Raw genomic sequence first — 25,185 nt, 5'->3', positions numbered from 1 at the left:
GGATTGGGCCCGAACCAATGAAAATAGCGCTGATAAAGGGCGACGGGATCGGCGTCGAAGTGGCGGATGCAACGGTTGCCGTTGTTAACGTGGCCGTCAAAGCTGCCGGTGCGCCTGAGCTGACCTATGACGATATCCCGGCGGGTGCCGGTTACTTCAAGGAAACCGGGAGTGATATCGAACCCGGCGGTGAAGATCGGGCAGGCAAAGCCGATGCGATCTTTCTCGGTGCCATTGGGCTGCCCGCCGTGCGCCACGCCGATGGCACCGAGATAAGTCCGCATCTGAGGTTGCGCGACATTTACGGGCTGTACGCAGGGGTTCGCCCGGTCAAAGCCTACCCCAACGCACCGCAACGGCTAGCCGATCCGCGCGCGGCCAATATCGACATGATAATCCTGCGGGAATCGACCGAGGGGCTATTCTATTCCGCCGCCGTCCACGGACGCAGCCAGATCATAGGCGACGACGAGGTGCGCGACACGTTGCGCATCACCCGCACAACGACGGAAAAGCTGATGCACTTCGGGTTCCGGCTGGCCGAAAAGCGAAAGGCACACGGCAAGCCCGGGCGGCTGACCTGTGTCGACAAAGCCAATGTGTTCCAGTCGATGGCGTTCTTCCGCAAAATCTATGATGAGGTCGCGCCGGAATACCCAGAAGTGGAAACAGGTTACAATTATGTTGATGCGCAGGCGTTGAACCTGATCCGAAACCCATGGGACTTTGATGTCATGGTCATGGAAAATATGTTTGGCGACATCCTCTCTGATCTGGCCGGAGGGCTGGTTGGCGGCATGGGCATGGCCGCCTGCGCGGAAATCGGTGATGCCACCGGGCTGTTCCAACCCGCACACGGCAGCGCACCGGACATCATGGGACGCGATAAGGCCAATCCTCTGGCCGCCATCCTCTCGGGTGTGTTGATGCTGGAATATCTAGCCGAGATATCGGGGGATGGACGCTATGACGACGCGGCCACAATTCTGGACCGCGGTGTCGAGGAAGGCTTTGCGGCCAACCGCCTGCGCCCGATGGAATTTTGCGGTGACATGGGAACACGAGCGGTCACAAATGAAATCCTATCGCTGTTGGCAGGCACAGGTAGTTGAGGCAACAAGTGATGCGCCAATCAGGCAAAACTAGGCTGTGTCTTTGCATTTTCGCTCGAACCAGTTCCGTTTGGTAATTTGCCGCAGTCTCGACTAATCGGCGATCTTGTCGATATCACCCCTGCGGGAGCACGCATTGCCTATGTTTAGCGAACGGCAGAAATGTCCTGCATAGCAGCCGTTAGCCGCACACATCACTAACGTCAGCTAAGCGGGACAAATCTGCCGCTCGACCATCGACGCTCAATTGGCGCTTCCGGCCCTTACGAGCCATTCATCGTGTCGGGTCACGCCGCAGTGCAGCTTCACCGAACCGGCCATTCGCTGCACCTGCGATATCGACCCGTTGTCCGCGGTCGGCAATGCAGGACAAAACCGACTTTTTGGCGCCTGGCTCGTATGGTGCAGATCAGTTCAAAGAAGCCTATCTTCATGTCGCAATTTGTAGCACCGCTTGTTTCACTAAACATTCTCAAAATTCTGTCACCTTCTGGATCGCCAAATCAGTCCGAGAACCTGCGCCGACGCACGACTAGGAGAAGTCCAACAATTAGGATCACGAGCCCGACCAGTGCAAAGCTCCACTTGAGTATGGTCCATTGGTTGGCCGCGGCCACCATTTCGACCGTCAGGTTTTCGGCACCGGTGCGCAACATCACGGCAATCGCGAAATTCTCAAGGTAATCGACCGCGACATAAATCAGCGACACGGAGCCGATGATCAACCCGGGCCAGCCGGGGAACAGCCAACGGTAGGAGAGGAAGAGAACCGCGCCCAGGAGCGGCGGGAAGATCATGTCCAGCCAAAACTGCGTGCCAAGATACAAGCCCGCACCCTTGTCACCGATCGCGGCCAGGAAGGTTTGCGCCTCATCAAACGAATAGCCTGTAAACCGCATGTCGAGCAGGCGCAATCCGCCGGACAGCGCCTCGATCTGTGGCACCGTCCAGAGGTTCATGGCCAGCCAGGATGCCAGCATTGCAGTGAAGATGAACCAGAATATCCGAGGCATACTGCCATTCTCCTGTTTCGAGCGTTACGTGACCGATCACGGTGGAGCGCAAGACAAATCTATGCCAGAATCACCTCGCCGGGCGCGATTGCAAACGTGGGGCGTTCCGTTTGAAGGTCGGAGTGCCCCCAATGGAAACGTGCCTTACACTTCCTTGACCAGATCGTGGAATGGCAGGCGAACGCGCGCACTGAACAGGCCCTCGGGCTTGCCGGTGCCCACGCCAATCACCATGACGACTTCGGCGGTTTCGGGAAGGCCCAGAAGCGCGCCAATGCCGCGTTTGTCGATCCCGCCCATCGGACAGGATTCATAGCCATGGGCCGCAATCGACAGCATCAGGTTTTCCGCCGCCAAGCTGGCCTGCAGCGTGCCATAGACGCGGTGGTCGGCGCGCCGTACCGGCCCGTTCGGTGTTGGCTCGGTTCTGCGCCGGTACCAGAACATCAACCGGCGTTTGAGGTTGTTGAAGCCCCAGCGATCCGTTTTCATCAGCATCGGGACCACGTTTTCATAGTAGTCCAGAACCGGACCTTTCATCGGCTTCTTGCCGTCATCGGTCATGATCCTGGTCAGTTTCGCATGGTGCGATTTCCAGTCGTCCACGCGCGAGACGACAACGACGATGTCCCCCGCGGTTTCGGCCCCCGGCTGACCAAGGCAGAGCGCCGCCATCTGCTTTTTCTTCTCGTCGTCGCGCACCCAGTAGAGCTCGTAACATTGCAGGTTCGAAGAACTGGGGGCGAGCGTTGCGTCGCGCAGGCAATCGCGCATCACCTCCTCGGGAAGCGGCTCGCCGTCAAAGATCCGGATGGCGCGCCGTCCCTGCACCGTTTTCTTGAAGCCGGGTAGGGCGCTTTGCTTGAAGGATGGGTTCGGGCGTTCGTCTTTCGTAACCACGACATGGTCGAGGTTCTTCATTTCACTCAGGGCATTTGGGGTTCCAGACATGGTATTCCTCCAATCCTTGTTCGCGTGTTCCATCACGAGGCGGCGTTGCCTTCGCAAGAGCCGTCAACCAACGGGTTTGAAACCGTGATCGAAACTCAGGCGTCGCTTGGTTTGTGATCGCGCAATTCACGTTCGGTCATGGCTTCGATGATCGCGTTCCTGTCGGACAGCGCGAAAACCCGCAACCCGTGCAGGGCCACGGCCAGCCCCCAACCGATCAGCGGCCAAATGAACCAGAGGGTGTTTGGTGCCGTCAGAAGGTTGATGACCAGAAGCAGAAGCATGACAACTGCGTAAACCGCGATGTGAACGAAAAATCCGTATTTGGCTTCGGCGCGCCTTTTGGCCGCCGCGTATGCGTCAGTTCGTTGCATAACTTATTCCTTTCTTGAAAAATCCAACGAATTGTACATCGTCGCGGCTTTCTCTCACTATGAGGGAGATCAATGAAATGGCATTTCTGCCGCCGCTTCAGCACTTTGTGAATCACCAGCGAAACAGGGATAAACGACACGCCTGCCATGACGCCAATGGACGGTAACTTTGCTAGTTTGGTGACGGTTTTCACAGCCAGATGCACCTGACCTGTGAAAGGACCCGACGGGTTCTTGATACAACTCAATGTTTGGAAACTGCGCACCTGCTATCCGATAAACAGAGGTTTAGATCAGCACTCGAAAACACGGCTTTACGCGACCGCGGTCAATCAACACGTCGAATAACTGACATGGATCAAATGTGCTCGCGACCTATGACATATCTGGTCGCAAGAGGTCAGTGTCGTGCGCCTTTAGGAGGAATGCCCATGCACTGGATACTGTTATCATTTGGAATCGCAGTTGAAATTCTCGCAACTGCGACGCTCAAGCTTTCGGACGGGTTCACCAAGCTAAGCTATTCGGGCTTAACGCTCATCTGCTTTGGAGTGGCCTTCTACGTTATGTCACTTGTGGTTCGATCCATGCCGGTTGGGATTGCTTATTCGGTCTGGGCCGGGGGTGGAATTGCAGGCGTTACGCTTTTGGGTGCTATTGCATTCGGCCAGACGCTTGATGGGTTTGCCTATCTCGGGATTGGTCTGATCCTTGCTGGAGTGATTGTGCTAAATGCCTTGTCATCGTCAGCGAGTGGTTAGGTCTCGTGGCTCGGAGGTATGTTACTTGGCAAAAGCCGCCTTGTGTGGTTAGGCATGATTGGTTCAGAATTTGGCATAATGGGCTCGAAGCCGACATGCGGCGGTGCAGCGGCATCCTCGCGCGCACCCTGGGCTTTGGCGTCGCTCGCGGCCCATTGCTGACCTCCGTCAGATGTCTTGGTGCTGCGGCGGAGCCTCACCAAACCAGCCGTTAGTTCATCCAACCAGACGGGACACAGGACGTCACCGTTTAATAGGTTGTCATCAAACGCTTAGTTGACAGCCAAGATCACAGCGATGGCAGGGCCGGTAGATCTTCAATTGCCGGCGCGGGTAGGGTCGGATCGGGCGAAGAGTTGTGATCAACGGTTGGAGGGGCCGCGGCGGACGGGACCGTATCTTCCTTGTATTCCAAGTATTTTTCATAGTCGAAATCTACGAGGATCGTACTGATGCACAAATCTTGGTAGAGGGTGCCAGGATAAGCATCGATGACACGGATTTGCAGCGTTTCGTAGGTATCGGGCCGGGGAAGAAACACCATTTGTTCGAAGCTCGTGTCTTCAAGTACATGCCGGAATCGCACCCCAGTATTTGTGCGAATCTCGATAGTTCGGGGGCGGGCGTTGCGCGTAAACGTATCGCTGGACTTCCCGTAGCCGTTTTCTATCAGGAACCGCCGGAACGGACCGCCATTGTCGATGCGCAGCGAAACCAATTCTCCGATACCCGGGCCGCGTACGCCTTCGCACCACGCGCTCGCGTCGCTGAAGTCGAACAGATTGTCCGGCCCATATGTACTACTGCCCTGAGACGTGAGCATCGAACTGACGCAATAATCAATCTGGTTGAAATTTTCGGTGGCTCCAAGATAGGCGCAGATTTCCGCCCGTGCAACGGGCGCAGCTGCTATCAGAAACGCCGCCAGCGCTAAAGCCTTAGTCATCCGCATGCACCACGATCCAGCTTGAATTATCGCGGTAGCGGTAGACGTATCCGTCATGTACGGCCCCCTCCGAGCTGATAGTTTCGGCCCAATCCACCTCGCAACTGCTGTACCTCTGTCCGTCTCTCGTGCAGACATAGCCGATCAACATACCGTCCGATAGCATCGTGAAACTGCCATTGAAGCCGCAGATGAATCGCCCCTTAAGATCAAAGGAGCTTCCACCGCCGCCCATTCCAGAATAGCCCTTCACATAAGCGTCACGCTTAGCTGACGGATCTAGGCAGGGGTGGTTGTCGACGAGCGTCGGATCGGCACGAGATTTGGGTACATCTGTCGCTGGCGTGTAGCGATCAGGAAGACTAAAATCTGTCGAATTCGATCTGGTCTGCGCTCTGTCCAGATTGCGCCCTGTGACGGCGATTGCTTCGGTTATGACTTCACGGTGTTCGAGGCATTCGGTCAGTTGCCGCGCCTTGAGAAACCCTTCGCGGGCCTCGGCAAAGAGGTCGGCAGCGCCCGCAAAATCATTGTCGGTCATGCGTGTCTTTCCAAGAGAATTTAGATTTTGCGCAGCACGATACATCTCGATCACACGGCTTTCGCGGTCCAGTGCTGCGTCTAACTGTGCCTGCAAGGCGGCCTTGCCTGGTTCATTTGTTGGCAAGGCCTCAAGCAGGTCTCCAGCCTGATCGAAGTTGCAAAAGCTGATGTGGTCGGCGGCGAGCCGCAAATCAATCGCAGCAAAGGTTTTGGCCCCATTGCGGCTGTTAATCGCAATTGCCTCCTCTATCGTCGCGATGGTCAGCGGGCAAGTGGACGTACGCTGCGCTTCTTTCAGAAGGTTTTCCGTCAATGCAAAGGCCAAGGCGGCCTCTTCGATGCGGTCAGCCTGAAGGTGTACACGGGCCTCAGACACCTTGGCTTGAGCATCGTCATAAAGAATGCGTACATCGTTTTCACGTCGAATGGCGCGGGAGACGCTAGCGGCCAGATCGTCAAATTCGGGGGATTCGTTTGGCAAAGCGGCCAGCAAGGCACGCGCATCGGCCAGTCGGCAGTCGTCCAACGCCGAACGAATCTCAGCCGGACTTGGTTGACTGCCTCGCGATGTGGGTGAAAGCGCGCCGACTTGCCCTCGGCCATTGGTGTCCGGCAGACAGATGTTGTTCTGGCAGGTCCCATAATCACAGGGGTAGGCTGTGTCCGGGCAACAGGCTTGCCCAAAATCGCCACAAGCCTGACAAAAGGTGCCGCGCCCCATCACTTGCATCGGGACACCCTGGCGGCAAAATGGCGCATCACCGTTGTCGCAGGCGGGCAGGCCAATCTGGCCGCAATCTTCGGTATCGACGGTCAGACAATACTGAAGGCGCCCACCAATTTCCATCGGGCGATAGCCGTAGGTCGGAAAGGTACAATAGGGGCGGCCGTTCGAGCCGATGCAGACCGGTTGGCCCGCCAACCCGCAGGACACACAAAGCACTAAGGGTCCGCAAACACCTTCGTTGCATGTTCGCTCCGGCCCAATACAGGCACCGCCAAAGTCTCCAGCGGATATCTGTTGCTGTGCCACTGCAGCAGGGGCGCCGAATGAGATCAGGAATAAGACGAATCCGATAATACGCGACATGTAGTCGAGCCTTTCTATGCGCCATGATCGGCATTAAACCTAAGGTACCCAATGCGGGGCAGTTATGATCTGCGTCAATGCGGTTGGAAAACCAATAGCAACGGCCATGGACCTCAGGGCGACGTTCTTCGGCCTAAATGGCTGCCTTCCATTTTTGCGTAGGCTTATTTTGCACCTGCAGAGAATGTCCGCAGTCCGCCAATCTTACTAATTCATGTGTTCCGCAGCATCCTGAACTATGGGCTCAAACCGGGCTTTCGCTGCAACATTTTCAAATGACCGGTTTGGGGCAAAAGCCGCCTTTGTTTGTTTCCAAAAGCTCGCGCCCAACGACCACATCATACTGTAGATCACACTGAAGGCGGAGGTCTAAGGAACCGCCGCCTTCTGTTTCTGCACAATCTCCCAGATATCAATCCGGAATGACCTTTTTGATGAGATCCAGGCTTTCCTGACCAAGTCGGATGTGCCGCTGGATGTCCGCGCGCTCATCTTCGTCTTCCTCGGCCGCCAGAACCTCGGTCAGGTCACCGATTTTTTCTTCAAGAACCTGCTTGGTCCGCGCCAGATCATCCCATTCGGCTTTTTCTTCCGGCGACATCGGTCCCATGATGCAGGCAGTCCCGGCCCTGAAGTCGATCTTGACGTGGTCAGGATGCGGCAAGGGTTCCGGCAAGTCGGTGATCCCCAGGGCCTCGCGCCGCCGCAACTCCCGCTCCCATTCGATCTTGTAGTCCATCGCCGTGTTGAGCCACTGGTCATGCAGGGTTCGGTTGGCTCTTTCGGTTGATGCCAGTAGCTCGGCAAAGAAACGCTGCGAACGATGATCTCCCTTGGCGGCCTTCACCGACATCGCGCGGATCACCGCCTGTGCCATCGGCACGGTGGCATTCCGGTTGCCGTCACGCACCGAGATCTCGCGATAGGCCTCATCCAGAATGATGTCCTTGAGACGTTCCTCATTCAGCGCCGGCCGCTTGTTCTTTGCACCCTTGGGGCGGCCGCAGGGATTGCCAGACTGGCCGGGCTTGAACCGGCTGTGTGCTGGGGGCTTGCTGTAACCGACCTCATAGCCGGGCCTGGCGACCAGAGCTCTGCTGGTCTTCTTGTCGCTCTCGCTCATTTCTCGGCCTCCTGCACTTGAACCTCTTGCGGCCAACAGCAGACCAACTGCTCGGCCTCGTCCTTCGCGAAGCTTTCCCACCGCGCCAGAATGCGATCGCAATAGATCGGGTCAAGCTCACAGAGGTACCCACGCCGCCCGGTCTTCTCAGCGGCGATCAGCGTTGAACCGGAGCCACCGAAGATACCGAGCACAATGTCACCGCGGGCAGACACATCCCGGATGGCACCCGCGATCATTTGCACCGGCTTCACTGTCGGGTGCAGTGCCAGTTCTTCCATGCGATTACCGTGGCGACTGCTGGCCCCGCGATACTCCCAGACGTTGGTGCGGTAACGCCCAAGCTGACCGAGTTCGAAATTGTTGAGATGCGGCGCCCTGCCCTTCCTGAACACGAAGGTCAGCTCGCGGCGTGAGCGATAAAACGTTCCCATTCCGCTATTGTCCTTGGCCCAGACATTCAGGTTCTTCATCCCGTCATAGACGCCCTGCCCAGCCGCCAGCATCTCTGACATGTGCCACCAACCCATGCAGATGAAGTGGATTGAGCCATCGGTGCTGTGATCAGCGAGGTTGCGGAACGCGGTTCCCAGGAAGGTGGTGAACTCCTGTCGGCTCATCTCGCCCGAGGCCATGGTAAACTCACGGTGCTGGATCTTGCCCGAGTTACCGACATGGCCGTCGATCGCCACATTGTAGGGCGGATCGCTAAACACCATCCGGGCCTCAGCATCTTCCATCAGGGCGACAATCACATCCGCGTCCAGCGCATCGCCGCAAACCAGGCGATGCCGGCCCAGCTGCCAGATACCACCAGGCTGCACCCGCGCCAGCGCCAGGTCCGGAACCACGTCGTCTTCGGGATCTCCCGGGTCTTCCGGTGCCACCGCGTCCATCAATCCATCGATCTCGGGGATAGAGAACCCAGTCACCGAGACGTCAAACTCGAGATCGGCCGACATCAGCGCCCCGAGTTCGGCTGCCAACAGGTCCTCGTCCCAGCCGACATTCAGCGCCAGTTTGTTGTCCGCCAGCACGTATGCCCGTTTCTCGTCCTCGCTCATATAGTCCAGCCGCAGGCATGGCACCTCGGTCATGCCCAGAAGCTTTGCCCCTCCACCCGGCCATGCCCGGCAGGGATTGTTCGATGCTCATCAATCAGCACCGGGTTGGTGAACCCGAAACTCTCGATACTGTCCGCAATCTGGCGGACCTGTTTCTTCGAATGGGTCCGGGCATTCCGGTCCCAGGGCTTGAGATCACGGATCGCGATATATTAGACTTGGTACGTCATACGTTCGTCCTTTGCTTCGCCAAGAGCTCCTGCAACCAGACGCTGCGCCCTCGGCGGTTCCATTTTGTGGTGAGTTCGGGTCGCCTCACGCATTCGGGGCGACGCTCGTATCGGCAACTTCGGGGCGCTACGGCCTCATCGGCGGCGGCTTGTCCCGACAGTTTTTCCAAACAAGCGCAAGGCTAAACCGGCCACCTGTCGCCGGAGCGCTTTAGATTTTCTTACCCACCAATGCTATGGTGCCGGATCATAGGTTTACGACTGGGGAGGAAATTATGGCCATGCACCTGATCGGATTGGCGTTGTTCATGGGCGCAATTATTTCGATTTATCTTCCGATGATTTCACAGACGGCAAGGATCCTCGGCTCGGCCCCCATGGCCAATGTCCCGTTCTTTGCAATAGCGCTGATCGCGTCAATCGTCATCGCATTCGCTACCGGCAGTCGCGCCGAACAATTTCAGAAAATCACCTCCCTGCCGTTCTGGCTGCTAACTGCCGGGGTCATGAGTGCCGGCATGATCATCGGCTCAAGCTTCCTGATCCCCAAGATCGGAATCGGCGCGTTTTTCGTTCTGCTGGTGTCGGGGCAGGTGCTGGCGGGCATGGCATTCGGCTATTTCGGCTTGTTTGGTGTGCCCGCAAGTGCGATGACGCTCGGCAAGGCCACCGGGGCGGCACTGGTGATCGCCGGCGTCTACCTGGTGACTTTCCGTTAGGCGCGGGCCGCAAATCGCTTGGGATTCCCCCAACTGCATGCCAGAACAGGTCTCAACCGACCCACCGTGGAAGCGCGAACCCATGCCTCATTCCGAACTGAGATACTCAAGCGATCTGAACCTCGATGCCAAGGCACTCCTGCGCGAGATCGAACAGATCATCCTGCGCCATGATGCGGGATCGGGCGAATGCAAGGGCCGGGCCTATCCCGCGGATATCTTTCATCACAGCCATTGCCTGCTGAGCGTCTCGCTGCTGACCAAGCCACATCGCGACGCTGTCTTCACCAAGGCACTCTTACATGACCTCGAGGCAGGGCTGCGCCAGCACCTGGCGCAGCCCTGCTTCCTGTCCCTCGGCATCCAGTATTCGGATGACAACTACGTCACCACCGCGCATTCGCCATCTCAGGGCATCAACACCTGATTTCGCGCAAAACTGGCGCTATCGCGGCTCAGATCGTCATAGATGATCTCCACATCCAGCCGCTCCACCGATTTCAGCGGATGCACCGCGTAAATCTGCGCATCTGTCGGAATCGCGTTGGGCTGCGCCGTGTCCACCTGACAAGGGGCAAGCGGCCAGTTCTGCACCGGCCCGCCATTGATCGAATACTTTACCCCCACAAGGCCACAACGCCACGACAGCAGATGGGTAAAGTACACTAGGTCATTGCCATCATATTCCCGCACAGCCACCCAATTGCCCTTGGTCGCCCCCATGATCGGCTTGATCTCGGTTGCGGTTGTAAACTTGCCGCTGGGCACTTGCGGCTCGGCCACGTAGTTGCCCGCCGCCGGGGCGCTGGCCTCAGCGGTTCCCTCGTCCGTTCCGCTCAGCAGGCCATTGTCTGTCGGCGCGGTATCCGGTGCGACAGAGGCGCTTTGGGTGGATGATCCTCCACCACCGGCGGCACCCAGCCCAAGCGCAATCATGATCAGGATAATATCGAACATGAAATAACCCCTTTCCTTGTAAAAAAATCCGTTTCGCCCTCTTTGTCACCGGGCGCGTTCCGTTTTATACTTCCACCGAGCAGCAAACGGCAGGGACAATAATGGCCGCAAACGCCCCCACACGCCAACCCTTCAACATCATGATCGTCGGCCAGGCGGGCCGATTGCAATACGAGGCCCTGCTTTTCGCCGCGTCCCTGCGACAATTTTCCCCTGATTTCAGTGGCCGCCTAATTGTGGCCGAGCCCCAGCCAGGCCCGCGCTGGTCACGTGACCCGCGGATCGGCAATAGCGACGTAATCCGGGCGCTTGAAAGGCTTGAGGCGGAAATTGTCCCCTTCGAGAACAAACATTTCGGTGAGAAATACCCTTACGGCAACAAGATCGAGGGCCTTACCGCCCTGCCCGAGGGCGAACCCTTCGTGTTTTTCGACACCGACACGCTGATCACCGGCGAATTGACCGACATACCTTTCGATTTCTCACGTCCCACCGCATCGATGCGCCGCGAAGGCACCTGGCCCAAGCTGGAGCTCTATGGCCCCGGCTACACCCAGATCTGGAAATCGCTCTATGACAAGTTCGGACTCGACTTCGAAAGCTCGCTCGACCTGAAACAACCCGACGAATACTGGCGGCGCTACCTCTATTTCAACGCCGGGTTCTTCTTCTACGAATGCCCTCGTGTCTTTGGTGACCGCTTTCTCGAATACGCGCTGGCCATTCGCGACGACGCCCCCGAGGAACTGGTGTGCCAGGAGCTCGATCCCTGGCTTGACCAGGTCGCCCTGCCCTTGGTGATCCACGCGCTGGGCGGAGGCCGCGACACCCTGCCCAAGGGCTATCTCGATGGTATGACAAGCTGCCATTATCGGCTCTTTCCGATGCTGTACGCTCGCGAAGCCGATCACGTGGTCGCCGCGCTGGAAGAGGTCGCCGCGCCAAACAAGATCAAGAAAGTGCTTAAGCAGTATGATGCGATCAAGCGCACCGTCTACCAGGGCCGCGGACGCAAGGTGCGTGACATGTTCGATCAAAACGACCTGCCGCGGCGCGAACAGGCGATCCGCAACCGGATCAAGAAGGCCGGGTTCTGGATGCGCTAGGCCATAGCCTCCGCCATCTCCTTTGAATTGATGCCCGGCAAATGGGATGATTTACCTCTTTCCACCAGTTCCCGTTCCGGAAATGAAAGGTGGCTCTTCGGACTTGGCCGCCGTTGCCCGAAGAAACCATTCCATCTACTCTGTTCTCAAGAGGCAGATCGGGCAGGTTAATATTGACTAAGGTTGTTCTTCTAAATGGCGTTGGAAGCTCAGGGAAAAGCTCGATTGCAAAAGCTCTTCAAAACACTGTGTCTAAGCCGTTTCTTCATGTCGAGATGGATGCATTTCTGGCGATGATGCCAGAGCGGTATCACAATCATCCAGAGGGATTGAGTTTTGAACAGCACATCGAAAACGGAAAGGCTTCAACAATCGCCAAAACCGGCGTGATCGCCGAGCGTACACTCACTGGAATGCGCCACTCCGTTGCTGCAATGGCCAAGGCCGGAAACAACTTGATCGTTGATGACGTGCTGTTTGGAAACACAGACACCGGAGATGCCCCGACCCTTGCGGAGTATCGAAAGCTCTTAAGACCATTTGATTTCTTCTTAGTCGCAGTATTTGCGCCGCTCGACGTTCTTGAAGAAAGAGAACGACTGCGAGGCGACCGCGTTCCCGGACTCGCCCGCTGGCAGTATGAGCGAGTCCATGAACAAATGCCTTATGATTTCGAGGTTCACACGGAAAACGCATCTCCTCAGCAGTGCGCTGAACAAATCAAAGTATCATTAGGCTTGTGACCTCTTGTAGCGCTCTACAACTTCGGTCGCCTCACGACCGCTTTCGGCTCAAACCGGAGTTTCCCTGCACGACGGGCCACCGGCAGCCTTTGGTCGCAACCGTGTATCGAGGCACACGCAGGGTTGGATCAAAATTGCGCGGCCTCCTGCCTTGGGGTGCTCTTTTCATTTAACATCTGCCAAAAAATCATCTAAACCCCGGCGTCCCCTTCACGTCGCGGCGGTATGACTCATGCAGACCAAATCCGAACTCCTGATGCCTGCGGGCAACCTGCGCAAACTCAAGATGGCCGTGCTTTATGGCGCCGATGCCGTCTATCTCGGCACGCCCGACATGTCCCTGCGCACCAAATCCGAGTTCAGCCTCGAAGAGGTCATCGAAGGGGTCGAGTTCTGCCACGCCCACGGGCGGCGCGCTTACCTGACACTGAACCTGTTTTCCCATAACAAGGACATTCCCAAGCTCGATGAATACATCGACACGGTCCGCAAGGTGAAACCCGACGGGCTGATCATCGCCGATCCGGGCGTGTTCCAATACGTGCGCGACCGGGCGCCCGAACTGCCGTTGCACATCTCGACCCAGGCCAATATCTGCTCCTGGCTTTCGGTGGACTTCTGGAAAGCCCAAGGCGCCGAACTGGTCGTTCTGGCGCGCGAGGTGTCCTACACCGAACTGGTCGAAATCCGCGAAAAATGTCCTGATATCAAGTTAGAGGCCTTCATTCACGGCGCCATGTGCATGACCTACTCGGGCCGCTGTTTGCTCTCGAATTTCATGGCCGAACGCGGCGCCAATCAGGGTGCCTGCGCCAATTCCTGCCGCTGGAACTACGGTTTGAAGCTGCGGTTGAAAGACGGCACCCGTGAAGAAATCACCATCACCGAGGACAACGCCGATCTGTTCGAATTCCTGCTCGAAGAAGGCTGCCGCCCCGGCGAGTTGATGCCGATCGAAGAGGATGATCGCGGCTCCTACATCCTCAATTCGCGCGATCTCTGCATCATGCCGAAACTCGATGAATACCTGAAAATCGGCGTGGATTCCCTCAAGGTCGAGGGCCGCGGCAAATCCGAATACTACGCCGCCATTGTCGCCCGCGCCTACCGCATGGCGATCGACGACTGGTACGAAGACCCTGAGGGTTGGGACCCGAAACCCTACATGCGCGAACTCGAAGCGGTGGGGAATCGCGGCTACACGCTTGCCTTCCACGAAGGCCGGTTGACCAACTACGCTCATGACTACGAACACACGGCCGCCATCGCCCAATGGGAATACGCCGGTGTCGTGACCGAAGTCACCGACGATGCCTTCCTGGTCGAGGTCAAGAACAAGCTGGAAGCGGGTGAAGTCTTGGAATTCGTCTCCCCCATCGCCCGCGAAACCGTGCTCTTGCGCGCCTATGATTTCGAACGTGCCAGCGATGGCGAACGGCTCGACGTAGTGCATGGCAGTACGAAAACCGTGATCCGCCTGCCGTTTTTGCTCTTCGATCACGAAGACATCGACGAGTTGCGCGCCCGCTTCCCGGCCTTTTCGGTGCTGCGCAAGGAACGCGCCCTGACCGATGAGCAATGGGCCCGAATCCGCCTTGATAAACTGACCCAGGGCCTTGAAATGAAAAGCACCCGCAACGACAAGGCCTATGAAAAACGCCGTGACGCGCTGGTTGCGGAAATCGGCGAAGGCGGCTCGGAGCGGCGCTTCAAAACCAACCGCGTCGGCACCGAGGGCTGCTGTGGCAAGGGCTGCAACGGCTGCCTGATCTTCTGGCACGACGATCAGTATGCCGCCGCCCGCGAGGTCCTGTTGATGCGCAAACAGGGCGAACAACTCAGCCGCGCCGAGGCAACGACGCTCAAACAAACCGGCTGAACGCTGCGCAGAACAGGGTTTTGTTTTGCCTGCTCACATACGTTCGCGTGCCGCCGCCCACCTCTTCCTTTTGCCAGAAATATCCCGGGGGGTCTGGGGGGCTGGCCCCCCAGCCGGTCGGATTGCGCAAGCAATTGGAAACCTCGTTGCAGGTCACCACACATCAATCTGCGGAACAAACGCGCTGTTTTCAGCGTGCACGCTGAAAACTGATCCAACTTCAATCGGAAGGCGGCAATCCCCTTCTTTCCTCTCTTCATCCCAGTTGTCGTGCCGATCCATATCCCCTAGGGTCGCCTGCGACATAATATCCAGGGAGGGCCAGACATGGCTTACGGCTTCGACACGCTGCAAATTCACGCGGGCGCACGCCCCGACCCCGCCACCGGGGCGCGGCAGACACCGATTTACCAGACAACGGCTTACGTATTCCGCGATGCCGATCACGCCGCGGCGCTCTTCAACCTTCAGGAAGTGGGCTATATCTACTCGCGCCTGACCAACCCCACCGTTGCCGTGCTGCAGGAACGTATTGCCACACTTGAGGGGGGCCAGGGCGCGGTCTGCTGCTCGTCAGGTCACGCCGCCCAGATCATGGCACTATTCCCACTTATGGCGCCGGGCAAAAACTTCGTGACGTCGAACCGGCTTTACGGCGGTTCGGTCACCCAGTTCAGCCAGACGATCAAGCGCTTCGGCTGGACGGCAAAATTCGTCGACATCGACGACTATGATGCAGTGGCAGCAGCGGTCGACAGCGATACCCAGGCGATCTTCACGGAAACGATTGCCAACCCGGGCGGTCATATCGCTGACATCAGAGCACTGGCCGATATCGCCGACAAAGCCGGGCTGCCGCTGATCGTCGACAACACCTCGGCCACGCCCTATCTCTGCCGCCCGATCGAACTCGGCGCCACGCTGGTGGTGCATTCGACCACCAAATATCTCACCGGCACCGGCACGGTGATGGGTGGCTGTGTCGTCGATTCGGGGAATTTCGACTGGTCGGCGTCGGGCAAGTTCCCGTCGCTCAGCGAACCTGAACCCGCCTACCACGGGCTCAAGTTCCACGAGACCTTCGGCCCGCTGGCCTTTACCTTCCACGGCATCGCCGTTGGTCTGCGCGACCTCGGCATGACGATGAACCCGCAAGCGGCACACTATACCCTTATGGGTATCGAAACCCTCAGCTTGCGGATGCAACGCCACGTGGAAAACGCCGGCAAGGTCGCCGCATGGCTGGAACAACATCCCCACGTCGCCGCTGTCACCTATGCTGGCCTGCCCTCGTCCCCCTACAATGACCGGGTCGAACGGATCTGTCCCAAGGGGGCCGGCGGCCTGTTTACCGTGGCGCTTAAGGGTGGCTATGACGCCTGCGTCAAGTTCGTCGACAGTCTGGAACTGTTCAGCCATGTCGCCAACCTCGGCGATGCGCGCTCTCTGGTGATTCACTCAGCCTCGACCACCCACCGGCAGCTGACGCCCGAACAGCAACAGGCAGCCGGTGCCGGCCCCGAGGTGGTGCGAATCTCTATCGGGATCGAGGACGCCGACGACCTGATCGCCGACCTCGATCAGGCGCTCAACACAGCGCACGGTTGAATCCGGCGCAAAACCGCTGAAATGACCCGACCCGGCAGGCCCTCCCTGCCGGGTTTTTCGTTGAAAAAACCGGTCTTCCTCCCCATATCCCCAACAAGCACCCGCAAAACGCCGCAAAACCGCTTTACCTTGGCGGCATGCTGCGGAAAAATTAACCAATGACGGGACAGACTCCCATCAGACCGTAAAGAGTGCTAAAGCCCCGGCAATGAAACCGAATTTCGCGCTTTCGCTCTCGTTTGAGGGCATCTCCCTGCTGCACAGGGCGTTCCCCGGCTGGAACCGGGTGGGCGAGGTCGCGCTGGATTCCCCGGATTTGGCCGGTGCACTGGCGGTACTGCGCGATACCGCCGCCCAGATCGACAGCCCCGATTTCACCACCAAGCTGATTGTCCCCAACGATCAGATCAAGTTCCTGTCTCTCGATCTCGGAATCACCACCGAGGACGAACGGCATCAGGCGGTGCATGACGCGCTCGAAGGTGCCACACCCTATCCGGTCGATGATCTGGCTTTTGACTGGTCGGTGGACGGGGATCGCACTCTTGTTGCCGCCGTGGCCCGCGAAACCCTGGCCGAGGCCGAAGGGTTTGCCCAGACCCATGGGTTCAATCCGGTCAGCTTTGTCGCCCTTCCCGATGCCGGCCAGTTCGCCGGTGAACCGTTCTTCGGAGCCGCTGAAAACGCCACCACTATTCTACCTGAGGACGAACAGGTGCAACGCGACATGGCAGCCATCCATGTTACTGGCGTCGCTCGGCTGCCTGATCCCGGCGACGAGGTCGACGCTGCGGAAAACGAGGGTGCCGCCGAGGAAGATGCGGTAGAAGATGCACAAGCTGCAGTAACGAAGTCCGAAACCGATCCGGCCCACCCCCCCGAGACGCCCGTCGAACCGGAAGCCGAGCCCACCGCCGCAACCGAAACTGAGCCGGAATGCGAGCCGGAACCAGCCATCATGTTCGGCCATGCCCGCGATGACGGCGAAGCGGAAGCCGAAGAAATCGATCTGCCTGCCAAGGCAGCCATCCTGTCGGACACACTGCCAAGCGAAGACGTCGACGACGCGGCGGAAACCGCCACCTCGCTGCCAGCCACCGATGACACGGAAACTGACGAAACCGGCCCGCTCCCGGCGTTTTCGACGATGCGCGCCACGCGTGACGATGACGCCGAGCTCGCTGCCCCGGCCCTCGGCGGCATACGTCGCGGGACCGAGGATCTGACGGCACCCTCCATCCCGCTGCCAGACGCCGACGAACCGGCCGCCCCGATGATCGAGGCAACGCCCGAGCCCTATGGCAACCTAGACGAACTCGATGACATCGACGCGGTCCCGCCCCTGCCCGCCGCCTTCGCCGGAGACCATATCGAGGATCAGCCAGACGCATTCTCCTCCGAGGCGGGCTATTACGAGGAAGACGACAACACGTTCGAAGACCCGACCGTTTCAGATCCGGTGGCTCCACGAGAAACCCGCCTTGCCGTGTTGGGGCGTCACAGCAGTCAGGCCGCCTCGGGGCTGGCCAACGGTGTCCGCAGTTCGATGGCCGCCCGCTCGGCCCGCCGCGCCGCCGAACGCGAAACCGCTCGGGACAACACACGCCGCAAGACCGAGGCTGAACGGGAAAACGAACGCCAGCGGATGACCGTGTTCGGCGCCCGCAAACCGGAAAAGCAAAAACGCGCCGTGGGCGGCAAGCCCCGTTATCTCGGGCTGGCTCTTTCGGCGGTGCTTCTGCTGTTCCTCGCTGGTGTGGCCGCCTGGGCTTCGATCTTTATGGACGAAGGCCTGTCACGCTTCTTTGGCGCGCCGCCGGAAACGCAAATCACCACCCTTCCGGACGACGTTATCGATGAACTCTTGGTCGAAGGCGAAGAGGCCATGGTGCCGACCGCGCCTGAGCAACAGGTTGAAACAGCGTCGCTGGCAACGCCGGAACCGGATGCTGTGCCCGAACTCCGCCCGCTGCAACCAACCCTGCCACATGCGCTGACCGAAAGGGAAGCCCAGGCGCGCTACGCAGTGACCGGCGTCTGGCAGCGTGCACCGCAGGCGCCGCAACTGCCCGATCAGCTTGGCCTCGACAACCTCTATGTCACCTCGATCGACCCTCGCGTCGATGAACAGGACGCCGTGGCGCTGCCTGCATCTGCCGCACTGACCACCGATTTCGCCATGGCCCGCGTACCGCTGCCCGCCGCCCGTGGCACTCGTTTCGATCTCGACGACCGTGGCCTCGTGGTAGCCCGCGCCGAAGGTGCGCTCAGTCCCGAAGGATTCATGGTATTCACGGGACGTCCCACGGAAATCCCGCCCGCCGTGCAGGCACGGCTGCGCCAAGATGTCGATCAGACCCAAACTCCTGCCGTTGACGCCGCCCAGCAGGAACGCTTTGCCGGGGTTCGCCCCAAGCCCCGTCCCGAGGGCCTGGTCGAGATCAGCGAGCGTGAAACCCTTGGCGGGCTGACCCGGGCCGAGCTGGCGTCGAAACGCCCCAAGGCACGCCCGGCGCATCCCTTGGCCCAGGTCGAAGCCGACAAACCGGAAGACAAGAAACCCGAGGACAACACGCAAACCGCCGACGCGGCAAAGCAAGAGGCAGAGCAGGAAGGCGAACAAACGGTCGAAACCGGCACGCGATACGCCGTGGCCGTCTCGACCAAGCCGAAACCGCGCCCCTCGAACTTTGCCAAGAAGGTCGAACACGCCCGCAAGAACTCTGATCCGGCCGAGACCACCCGCGTTGCCGCCGCCGTGCCGAGCAAGCAGGTTGTCAAACCCGCCGCGCCGTCGAAAACATCTGTGGCCAAGGCCGCCACAGTGCGCAACCAGATCAACCTGCGAAAAATCAACCTGATCGGTGTCTATGGCAAACCCAGTTCCCGTCGCGCCCTGGTGCGCCTGTCGAACGGCCGTTACAAAAAAGTAAAGGTTGGCGACCGGCTTGATGGCGGCAGGGTCTCGTCGATCCGCGACACAGAACTGCGCTATACCAAGAACGGCCGCAACGTGATCCTCAAGATGCCGCGTGGCTGATCCTTCCACCCCCTCTCCCGATGTCCTTGTCATTGGCGGTGGCACCGCCGGATTCGGCGCTGCATTGGCCGCCGCACGTCACGGCTATTCCACCTGCCTGATCGAAGCTGGACAGAAGGTCGGCGGCGTCATGTCCGCTTGCCCCGGCATGCCCTGGGGCGCCGCCTACCCATGTGGCACCTCTGTCGGCGGGCTGATGAAGGACCTGTCGGAACGGCTCTTCACAATGCAGCCGCCAGCGGCGGAGAAACGCCCGTGCACATTGGACAATTTCGGCCCCGAAATCCTCTACGATCCCGAGATCGCCACTCTGACCATGTTCGACATGCTGGAAGTGGCCAGCATCGACCTGCGTCTCGGCACCCTGGCGCTTGACCCCGAAATGGACGGCAATCGGATCAAATCGGTTCGCGTTGCTGACCGCCACGGGCTGCAATCAATCAAGCCTGGGATTGTCATCGATTGTTCCGGTGATGGTGACATCTCGGCCAAGGCCGGGGTGCCCTACCGGCTGGGAGATGCCAGTGGCGCGATGATGGGCGTCACACTCACCTTCCTGATAGAAGGCGCTGATTGGACCCGGGTTTTTGCCGAAAACGATCCCTATTTCACTGCCCATGCCGCGCGAGGGATCGCATCGGGCCGACTGCACCCCGACCTGTCCAAGCTCTACCTGATGAAGGGTTTCCACGCGGGCACCGTGTTCTGCAACTCGGTGGTGATCCGTGATGTAGACGGCACCAACCCAGCCAATGTTACCCGCGCCACCCAAGAGGGCCGTCGCCGCTGCCATGCCCTGTCGCGTTTTCTGATCGACGAGGTCCCGGGGTTTGAAACCGCTTGCATGACCCAGCTCGGACCCACCGTCGGGGTGCGTGAAACCCGCAAGTTGGAAGGGCTCTACCAGATCACCGGCACCGATCTCGCCCGCGCCACCAAGTTTCGCGACGGTGTAGTTGCCTGTGACAACCCGGTTGACGATGTGATGCGCAGCGACAGCACGATGACCCATGACGCGATTGTCGCGGATGGCGCCTATTACACCATCCCCTTCCGCGCCCTTGTACCGCGCAGGATCAGCAACCTTCTGTTCGCCGGTCGCATCGTCTCGGCCGACGATGTCGCCTTTGCCTCGGTGCGCGGTATGCCGCAATGCATGGCCATGGGTCAGGCCACGGGTACCGCCGCCGCAATGGCCCTGCAGGACGGCATCCCGGTCCAGGGCATCGACACCGAGGCGCTGGTCACAAACCTCCAGGCTCAGGGCCTTCGCGGCCTGGGCGACGACAGGCTTTCCCCGCAGCGCCCATAGACCGCACCCCGGATCATCCCGGCTTGAGACACTCACGCATCAGCATGCCTTACAGCGTGCCGACGACCTCGATCTCCAGCCAGCTTGACGTCGGGTCGTAGTCCACATCGATGGCCATCATCGCGGCCAGAAAGGCACGCTCGTCATCGGGCAGCTGCCCCCCTGCACGAAGACGCCCATACCAGCGCCCCACGTGGTGGCAGCGCCTGCCCCACACGGTTTCAACAGGCTCACTCCCGACATCCGGCACTCCGGGATTTTCGCATCAAAACCAGTACATTTTCTGGAATGTCACGACATTTCCGCACATAATGAGAAAAACACGCGAGAATGAAGCATATGCTCGATGACACCGATTCCCGGCTTCTGGCGGCCTTGCAGAAAAACGCCCACCTCACCGCGCAAGAGTTGGGCGAACTGCTCAACCTCTCGCCGTCCCAGGCAGGACGCCGCCGCCAACGGCTCGAAGCATCGGGTCTAATACGGGGCACCACCGTACGGCTCGATCCGCTGCAGCTCGGCCTCTCGGTGCAGGCCTTTGTTCAGGTCCAGCTTTCCACCCACGACCCCGAACAGGCCAAGAGCTTCTTCCGCCTCATTGAACTGCGCCCCGAGATCACCAGTGCCTGGACTCTGACCGGCGACGCCGACCTGCTTTTGCGGATCTATTCTGAAGACCTCGCCGCCCTGAACCGACTGATTCACGAGGTGCTCCTGCCCCACGAAGCGGTCGCCCGCGTGCATTCCCAGATCGTCATGGATCAGCTCAAGGCCGACGCCCCTCTGCCGGTGTGACGTACTCTACAGTTCTGCCGGGTCCGGGCGCGACAATAGTGCCAACACGGTTCCGATCCGCGCTCTGCATTTCGCCCCGTTCCATTCTGGCCCCATCAACGCATCAACCCCGGCCCCGTGGCGCAGCACCAACCGCCGCCACTGGTGCAAGGCCAACAGGCGCAACACCGCGCGCGGCCCTGCCGCCGTGGGCAGGTCCAGAACCAGTACTGCCTCCAGCGCTTCACGCAAAGCTTTGTAGGCCGCCTCCAGCCCTTCAGGCGCGGCAATATCCCTGACCCAATCTGGCACTTCTGCGGGCTCGGCCCTCCAGGCCAAAATGTTCGCAGGTATCTCATCCGTATCCCCCGGCAACAAGGCCACCCGCGGCCCGATAACGATCATGTCGGGATGGTCCAGCGCCTGCATCGCCTCGGCGGCCTGTGCAATCACGATATGCCAGCCCGCCACCGGCTCGGCTTCGCAACCGTAAACCCGGTCCGATACCGCGCGGGTCAACGCCCGGCCATGCGCCGTCAGCCCGTAGAGCGAGGTCCGCCCGTCGCGTTCCGAGGTTATCCAGCCATCGCGCCTGAGCCGGTGGATCGCCACCCGCAATGCTTCGGGTTTCACCCCCATCGGCTCGGTCAGCTGGGTGATCACAGGTCCCGGCACCCGCGCGCCATCGCCCGCCGCCAGATCGCCCAAAATGGTGACGATCAGCGACCAGGTCTTGAGCGGCCCACAGGCCAAGAGTTGTTCCAGAACCGTCTGATATGCAGTGTTTTCTTCGCGTTCCATAACGGCCTTATATCAGCCGCCGGCCCCCACGTGTAGGGTGCGTGATTTCACGCACCATCCCTCAATACGCCACCATCGTCAGCAGCTCATACTCTGCCACCATATCCCCATCCTGGTTGGTCAGGGTCACGTGCCAGCGCACTTCGCCATACTCATCATTACGCGGCGTTTTGTGTTTCACCGTCAGACGCGCGGCAATGCTATGACCCGCCTCAACCGGCTTCATGAAGCGCAACCCATCAAGCCCGGTATTGGCCAGAACCGGCCCCTCGTTCGGCTCCACGAACAGTCCGGCGGCAAAACTCAAAAGCAGGTAGCCATGCGCCACCCGGCCAGGGAAGAACGGATTTCGCTTGGCCGCCTCCTCGTCCATGTGGGCATAGAAGGTATCACCGGTGAAATTCGCGAAATGCTCGATATCCTCCATGGTGACTTCACGAGCTTTCGTGTGGATCGTCTCGCCAATTGCCAGATCGCCAAAGCGGCGTGTAAACGGATGCGCCGGACCTTCGATTTCTGCCGCGCCGGGCACCCATTTCTGGCCGATCGCGGTCAGGATGTCCGGGCTGCCCTGCACCGCCGTGCGCTGCATGTAGTGCTTCACACCGCGCACACCACCCAGCTCTTCACCGCCGCCCGCGCGCCCCGGCCCGCCATGCACCATATGCGGCATCGGGCTACCGTGCCCGGTCGATTCCTTCATGCTGTCGGCGTTGTTGATGTAAACCCGCCCGTGCCACGCGCCGGCCCCCAGCACCACTTGCCGCGCCACGTCGCCATCACGCGTGATCAGCGAGGTCACCAGAGACCCGCCGCCGCGATTGGCCAAAGCCACCGCGTGATCCAGATCGCGATAGCCCATCACGGTCGACACCGGACCAAAGGCCTCGGTGTCATGTACGCGTTCTGCCTTGTCGGGATCGGCACAATGAAACAGCATCGGGTTCACGAACCCGCCCTTGCCGTCCATCGGCAGATCATCGGAGCCAAACACCCGTTCCGCCTCGCTGCCAATCAGCGCTGCCTTCTCCAGAACATCGCGTTTCTGCCCTTCGCTGACCAGCGCCCCCATCCGGGTGCCCTCCTCACGCGGATCGCCAATCACCGTCTTGGCAAGCCGTGCTGACAGCGCCTCGATCACCGGCTGAACCACCCCTTCCGGCGCAATTATTCGCCGAATCGCGGTGCATTTCTGCCCTGCCTTGGTGGTCATCTCGCGGCTGACCTCCTTGACGAACAGGTCGAACTCCGCCGTCCCCGGCCCTGCATCCGGTCCCAGGATCGAGGCATTCAGACTGTCCTGTTCCGAGGCAAACCGCACCGAATTGCGCATGAACACCGGGTTCGAGCGCAGCTTCAGCGCCGTATCAGCAGACCCGGTAAACGCCACCGCATCCTGCGCCCCCAACCGATCCAGCATATCGCCCAGACCACCGGCCACGAATTGCAGCGCGCCCTTGGGCAGGATGCCGCTTTCCAGCATCATCTTGACCGCCAGCTCGGTCACGTAACAGGTGGTCGTCGCCGGTTTCACGATCGCCGGTACGCCCGCCAGAATCGTCGGTGCCAGCTTCTCCAGCATGCCCCAGACCGGGAAGTTGAAGGCGTTGATATGCACCGCAACCCCCTGCAACGGGGTGCAGACATGCATCCCCTGGAAAGTGCCATTGCGGCTCAACATCTCCAGGTCGCCATCCAGGTAAACCTGTCCGTCGGGCATCTCGCGCCGCCCCTTCGAGGCAAACACGAACATCGTCCCAATGCCGCCATCCACGTCGATCAGATGGTCACTCTGGGTTGCCCCGGTCAGAAACGACAGGTCATAGAGCGCCTGTTTGCGCTCACTCAGATACATCGCCAGCGCCTTCAGCATCCGCGCCCGGTCATGAAACGTCATCGCACGCAAGCTTGGACCGCCCACATTCACCGCGTAATCCAACATCGCGCCGGTGTTCAGTGCATTATTCCCGGCCTCGGCAATCACCTCGCCGGTAATCGCGCTGGCAATCGCCCGCGCCCCAGCTCCCGGCTTCACCCACTCCCCAGCGACAAAGCTCTCAACCTGCTGCAAACCCATGTCCGTTTCCTCTCCCAAAAATCCCGTGCTTCTTCCTCTTGCTGAAAATATCCCGGGGGTGCGGGGGCTGGCCCCCGCTCCTGCTCTCAGCCGGAAAGCGCGACGTCTCTTTTATTGACCAACCGTTCGGTTTATGCAAGATCAGAGTCAGGCAACGCGTTTGGGAGGACAGCGATGAGCGATACGGTTCTGATAACTGATCACGGCGACTGGGTGGAAATCGCCCTCAATCGCCCTGACAAGCTCAATTCCTTCAACGAGGAAATGCATGGCGCCCTGCGCTCCGCCCTCGAATCCGCCCGCGACGACAAAAAACGCGCGGTCCTGCTCACCGGGTCGGGCCGTGGCTTTTGCGCCGGTCAGGATCTCGGCAACCGCGATCCGCGCGCCATGGATGGCCCGCCTGACCTTGGCGCCACCGTACGCAATTTCTGGGCCCCGCTGGTGCGCAGCATCCGCTCACTTGATTGCCCTGTGATCTGCGCCGTCAATGGTGTGGCCGCTGGAGCCGGCTCTTCCGTGGCGCTGGCCTGTGACATCGTTCTGGCCAGTGAGTCCGCCAAATTCATCCAAAGTTTCTCCAAGGTCGGCCTTATCCCCGACACTGGTGGGTCCTGGCACCTCACCCGCCTTCTGGGCGAGGCCCGCGCCAAGGCCCTGGCCCTCACGGCCATGCCGCTGCCGGCGCAACAGGCCGCCGATTGGGGCCTGATCTGGCAATGCCTGCCCGATGATCAATTGATGGACGAGGCCCGCAAGTTGGCCGCCGGTTTCGCAACTGGCCCGACCTTCGGCTATGGTGCCACCAAACGCGCCATCCACGCCGCCAACATGAACGATTTCGAATCCCATCTCGAACTTGAGGCCGATTTGATGAAAGCCTGCGGCGAAAGCGCGGATTACGCCGAAGGCGTCGCCGCTTTCCTCGACAAACGCGCGCCGGAGTTCAAAGGCGAATGAGC

24 protein-coding genes are annotated in these 25,185 nt (G+C 59.7%); 12 read left to right on the top strand and 12 right to left on the bottom strand.

All coding sequences use genetic code 11. The features are described from left to right. Nucleotides 1-17 precede the first annotated feature (17 nt). On the top strand, nt 18-1,112 hold the full coding sequence (locus RXV86_RS02645) for an isocitrate/isopropylmalate family dehydrogenase (protein WP_316297240.1): 1,095 nt from the start codon (nt 18-20) through the stop codon (nt 1,110-1,112). A 503-nt stretch (nt 1,113-1,615) separates the two neighbouring features. On the opposite strand, the gene RXV86_RS02640 is transcribed toward RXV86_RS02645, so the two are convergent. From RXV86_RS02640 to RXV86_RS02630, 3 genes are all read right to left on the bottom strand, one after another. Then, nucleotides 1,616-2,125: a hypothetical protein gene (locus RXV86_RS02640; RefSeq protein ID WP_316297239.1), complete on the bottom strand. Its 510-nt coding sequence runs from the start codon at nt 2,123-2,125 to the stop codon at nt 1,616-1,618. Nucleotides 2,126-2,269: 144 nt separating this feature from the next. After that, on the bottom strand, nt 2,270-3,076 hold the full coding sequence (locus tag RXV86_RS02635) for a nitroreductase family protein (protein ID WP_316297238.1): 807 nt from the start codon (nt 3,074-3,076) through the stop codon (nt 2,270-2,272). Nucleotides 3,077-3,171: 95 nt separating this feature from the next. After that, the gene (locus RXV86_RS02630; RefSeq protein ID WP_316297237.1) at nt 3,172-3,450 is read right to left on the bottom strand and encodes a 2TM domain-containing protein; all 279 of its coding nucleotides are present in this window, start codon (nt 3,448-3,450) and stop codon (nt 3,172-3,174) included. A gap of 431 nt (nt 3,451-3,881) precedes the next feature. On the opposite strand from RXV86_RS02630, the gene RXV86_RS02625 reads away from it, so the two are divergent. Continuing rightward, nucleotides 3,882-4,211 (top strand): multidrug efflux SMR transporter, encoded by a 330-nt coding sequence (locus tag RXV86_RS02625; RefSeq protein WP_316297236.1) that lies wholly within the window; start codon nt 3,882-3,884, stop codon nt 4,209-4,211. 289 nt (nt 4,212-4,500) lie between these two features. Here the strand turns inward: RXV86_RS02625 and RXV86_RS02620 are convergent, their stop codons facing one another. From RXV86_RS02620 to RXV86_RS02600, 5 genes are all read right to left on the bottom strand, one after another. Further along, a complete protein-coding gene (locus RXV86_RS02620; RefSeq protein ID WP_316297235.1) occupies nt 4,501-5,163 on the bottom strand; it encodes a hypothetical protein in 663 nt (220 codons plus the stop codon). Beyond that, nucleotides 5,150-6,790, bottom strand: coding sequence for a hypothetical protein (locus RXV86_RS02615; RefSeq protein ID WP_316297234.1), 1,641 nt, complete (start codon nt 6,788-6,790; stop codon nt 5,150-5,152). Before RXV86_RS02615 ends, RXV86_RS02620 begins: the two co-directional genes overlap by 14 nt. A 412-nt stretch (nt 6,791-7,202) precedes the next feature. Next, complete coding sequence (locus RXV86_RS02610; RefSeq protein WP_316297233.1) at nt 7,203-7,913, bottom strand: DUF5681 domain-containing protein; 711 nt, start codon at nt 7,911-7,913, stop codon at nt 7,203-7,205. Continuing rightward, nucleotides 7,910-9,010 (bottom strand): DNA modification methylase, encoded by a 1,101-nt coding sequence (locus tag RXV86_RS02605; RefSeq protein WP_316297232.1) that lies wholly within the window; start codon nt 9,008-9,010, stop codon nt 7,910-7,912. Before RXV86_RS02605 ends, RXV86_RS02610 begins: the two co-directional genes overlap by 4 nt. Continuing rightward, complete coding sequence (locus RXV86_RS02600; protein ID WP_316298422.1) at nt 9,007-9,180, bottom strand: ParB N-terminal domain-containing protein; 174 nt, start codon at nt 9,178-9,180, stop codon at nt 9,007-9,009. Before RXV86_RS02600 ends, RXV86_RS02605 begins: the two co-directional genes overlap by 4 nt. Nucleotides 9,181-9,482: 302 nt before the next feature. Between RXV86_RS02600 and RXV86_RS02595 the strand changes: the two genes are divergently transcribed. Next, the gene (locus RXV86_RS02595; protein WP_316297231.1) at nt 9,483-9,926 is read left to right on the top strand and encodes a DMT family transporter; all 444 of its coding nucleotides are present in this window, start codon (nt 9,483-9,485) and stop codon (nt 9,924-9,926) included. 82 nt (nt 9,927-10,008) lie between these two features. Next, the gene (locus RXV86_RS02590; protein WP_316297230.1) at nt 10,009-10,353 is read left to right on the top strand and encodes a hypothetical protein; all 345 of its coding nucleotides are present in this window, start codon (nt 10,009-10,011) and stop codon (nt 10,351-10,353) included. Here RXV86_RS02590 and RXV86_RS02585 read toward each other — a convergent pair. Then, nucleotides 10,335-10,883 carry a hypothetical protein gene (locus RXV86_RS02585; RefSeq protein ID WP_316297229.1) on the bottom strand — a complete coding sequence of 183 codons (549 nt, stop codon included), beginning with the start codon at nt 10,881-10,883 and terminating at the stop codon, nt 10,335-10,337. The genes RXV86_RS02590 and RXV86_RS02585 overlap by 19 nt on opposite strands. 101 nt (nt 10,884-10,984) lie before the next feature. Here RXV86_RS02585 and RXV86_RS02580 point away from each other — a divergent pair, with 101 nt between their 5' ends. From RXV86_RS02580 to RXV86_RS02555, 6 genes are all read left to right on the top strand, one after another. After that, complete coding sequence (locus RXV86_RS02580; RefSeq protein WP_316297228.1) at nt 10,985-11,989, top strand: hypothetical protein; 1,005 nt, start codon at nt 10,985-10,987, stop codon at nt 11,987-11,989. Between the two features lie 89 nt (nt 11,990-12,078). Then, nucleotides 12,079-12,732 carry an AAA family ATPase gene (locus RXV86_RS02575; protein WP_316297227.1) on the top strand — a complete coding sequence of 218 codons (654 nt, stop codon included), beginning with the start codon at nt 12,079-12,081 and terminating at the stop codon, nt 12,730-12,732. Nucleotides 12,733-12,964: 232 nt separating this feature from the next. Then, complete coding sequence (locus RXV86_RS02570; protein ID WP_316297226.1) at nt 12,965-14,611, top strand: U32 family peptidase C-terminal domain-containing protein; 1,647 nt, start codon at nt 12,965-12,967, stop codon at nt 14,609-14,611. 327 nt (nt 14,612-14,938) lie between these two features. Beyond that, complete coding sequence (locus RXV86_RS02565; protein ID WP_316297225.1) at nt 14,939-16,219, top strand: O-acetylhomoserine aminocarboxypropyltransferase/cysteine synthase family protein; 1,281 nt, start codon at nt 14,939-14,941, stop codon at nt 16,217-16,219. Between the two features lie 208 nt (nt 16,220-16,427). Next, complete coding sequence (locus tag RXV86_RS02560; protein WP_316297224.1) at nt 16,428-19,259, top strand: hypothetical protein; 2,832 nt, start codon at nt 16,428-16,430, stop codon at nt 19,257-19,259. Continuing rightward, nucleotides 19,252-20,571 carry an FAD-dependent oxidoreductase gene (locus tag RXV86_RS02555; protein WP_316297223.1) on the top strand — a complete coding sequence of 440 codons (1,320 nt, stop codon included), beginning with the start codon at nt 19,252-19,254 and terminating at the stop codon, nt 20,569-20,571. Before RXV86_RS02560 ends, RXV86_RS02555 begins: the two co-directional genes overlap by 8 nt. Before the next feature lie 49 nt (nt 20,572-20,620). Here RXV86_RS02555 and RXV86_RS02550 read toward each other — a convergent pair whose 3' ends face one another. Then, nucleotides 20,621-20,764, bottom strand: coding sequence for a hypothetical protein (locus RXV86_RS02550; protein ID WP_316297222.1), 144 nt, complete (start codon nt 20,762-20,764; stop codon nt 20,621-20,623). Nucleotides 20,765-20,910: 146 nt separating this feature from the next. On the opposite strand from RXV86_RS02550, the gene RXV86_RS02545 reads away from it, so the two are divergent. Continuing rightward, entirely contained in the window at nt 20,911-21,366 is a 456-nt protein-coding gene (locus tag RXV86_RS02545; RefSeq protein WP_316298420.1) for an Lrp/AsnC family transcriptional regulator, read from the top strand. Between the two features lie 6 nt (nt 21,367-21,372). On the opposite strand, the gene RXV86_RS02540 is transcribed toward RXV86_RS02545, so the two are convergent. Beyond that, nucleotides 21,373-22,146 carry a hypothetical protein gene (locus RXV86_RS02540; RefSeq protein WP_316297221.1) on the bottom strand — a complete coding sequence of 258 codons (774 nt, stop codon included), beginning with the start codon at nt 22,144-22,146 and terminating at the stop codon, nt 21,373-21,375. A 61-nt stretch (nt 22,147-22,207) separates the two neighbouring features. Continuing rightward, nucleotides 22,208-24,223, bottom strand: a complete 2,016-nt coding sequence (paaZ, locus tag RXV86_RS02535; RefSeq protein ID WP_316297220.1) for a phenylacetic acid degradation bifunctional protein PaaZ — start codon at nt 24,221-24,223, stop codon at nt 22,208-22,210. A 174-nt stretch (nt 24,224-24,397) separates the two neighbouring features. Between paaZ and paaG the strand changes: the two genes are divergently transcribed. After that, complete coding sequence (gene paaG / locus RXV86_RS02530) at nt 24,398-25,183, top strand: 2-(1,2-epoxy-1,2-dihydrophenyl)acetyl-CoA isomerase PaaG (RefSeq protein WP_316297219.1); 786 nt, start codon at nt 24,398-24,400, stop codon at nt 25,181-25,183. Nucleotides 25,184-25,185 lie beyond the last annotated feature (2 nt).

Origin of the sequence: Aliisedimentitalea sp. MJ-SS2 (assembly GCF_032586155.1) — a bacterium.
Lineage (GTDB): Bacteria > Pseudomonadota > Alphaproteobacteria > Rhodobacterales > Rhodobacteraceae > JAWHTC01.
This window is presented reverse-complemented; position numbering and strand designations above follow the sequence as displayed.